This window comes from Pseudomonas sp. G2-4 (assembly GCF_030064125.1).
In the GTDB taxonomy this organism is placed as follows: domain Bacteria; phylum Pseudomonadota; class Gammaproteobacteria; order Pseudomonadales; family Pseudomonadaceae; genus Aquipseudomonas.
This window is the reverse complement of record NZ_CP125957.1, coordinates 4,159,493-4,160,800: the sequence shown is the minus strand read 5'-3', so window position 1 is coordinate 4,160,800 and position 1,308 is coordinate 4,159,493. Positions and strand designations below refer to the sequence as shown.

1 protein-coding gene is annotated in these 1,308 nt (G+C 62.4%); it reads right to left on the bottom strand.

What is annotated here, in order from left to right:
* Nucleotides 1-359 precede the first annotated feature (359 nt).
* Nucleotides 360-1,253: a LysR family transcriptional regulator gene (locus QNH97_RS18070; protein WP_283553235.1), complete on the bottom strand. Its 894-nt coding sequence runs from the start codon at nucleotides 1,251-1,253 to the stop codon at nucleotides 360-362.
* Nucleotides 1,254-1,308 lie beyond the last annotated feature (55 nt).

The following is a 1,308-nucleotide window of genomic DNA, read 5'->3' as shown; positions in this document are numbered from 1 at the left end:
GACACCTCCTTGTGCAGGGGTCGTGCCCCTGGGTCGACGCGGCAAGGCTTGTGGCCTGCGCGATACGGACCGGTCCTGTTTAGAAAAACAACGGCAGACAAGCCTCGGCGCCGCTTCCCTGGCCGGATATGGCCTCGCTGGAAACGGTTTTCCGGCGCCTTCGATGGGGTGGGGCGGGCTCGATGCGTGTTTAAAATAACAGCGCTTTTGCGAATGGGAAGCTCTTTTTTAATTGTTGTACGATGTCATATCGCAATCATTTCCCGTCCCGCCGCGGGCTAGAGCTGCCGCGCAGGCTTGAGCCAGTGCATCGCCTGATCGCTCACTGGGCACCGGGAAGATCAGGGTGACGCCACCGCCTACATCCGATGATGCTCCAGCAAGAAATCCACGAACACCCGCACCCGCGCCGGCATTGCCGAGCCCCCTACGAACACCGCATGAATCGGTTCTCGGTCGCCTGGGTTCCAGGCTTCCAGCAACGGTATCAGGTCACCGCGCTGCAGATCCTCGCTCACGGTGAATTCGCCAATACGGGCAATGCCGGCACCTACTCGCGCGAGTTGTGCCAGCGCTTCACCACTGCTGCATTCGATGTTGCCGCTGACCTTCAGGGAAAACGCCCTGGCGTCGCGGATGAACGGCCAGTTGGGTTCGGCACGCCGGAAGTTGAAGCGTAGGCAATTGTGTCGTAGCAGGTCTTCCGGTTCCTGGGGGATCCCTTGGCGCTGCAGATACTCGGGCGATGCCACTACTACTTGACCGGTGTCGCCGATCCTGCGCGCGGTCAGCGGGCTGTCCGGCAGATGGCCGAAGCGTATCGCCACGTCGGCCTGGCCGCCGAGAATGTCGACGACTTCGTCACCGAGAGTGAGGTCGACGACAATGTTCGGGTAGCGGGCGCTGAAGGCTGCCACCAAGGGAACGATGGTCTGCCGCCCATGGCCAAGGGCGGCGCTGACCCGCAATCGGCCCCTGGGTACGCCTTGGTCGGCGATGGCTTCTTCGACCTCGTCCATGTCGGCCAGGATACGCCGGGCGCCGCGCAGGAAAGCTTCGCCCTCGGCGGTAAAGGTGATCGCTCGGGTGGTGCGCAACAGCAGGCGGGTACCCAGACGTTGTTCGGCACGCGCGATGATCCGACTGACCGCCGAGGGCGTCAGCCCCAATGCACGCGCGGCGGCTGACAGGCTGCCTTCCTGCGCCACGGTGGCGAACACGCTCATTTCACCTGACCTGCCGTTGAAGTCCATTTGTGCCTCTTACGCAAAGGTGATTGCCAAAAATGCTATCTACCGCCTGATTAGG

Bases quoted from the DNA above. Each gene is read 5' to 3' on its own strand.
- QNH97_RS18070 (WP_283553235.1), bottom strand. From the start codon at position 1,253: ATGGACTTCAACGGCAGGTCAGGTGAAATGAGCGTGTTCGCCACCGTG.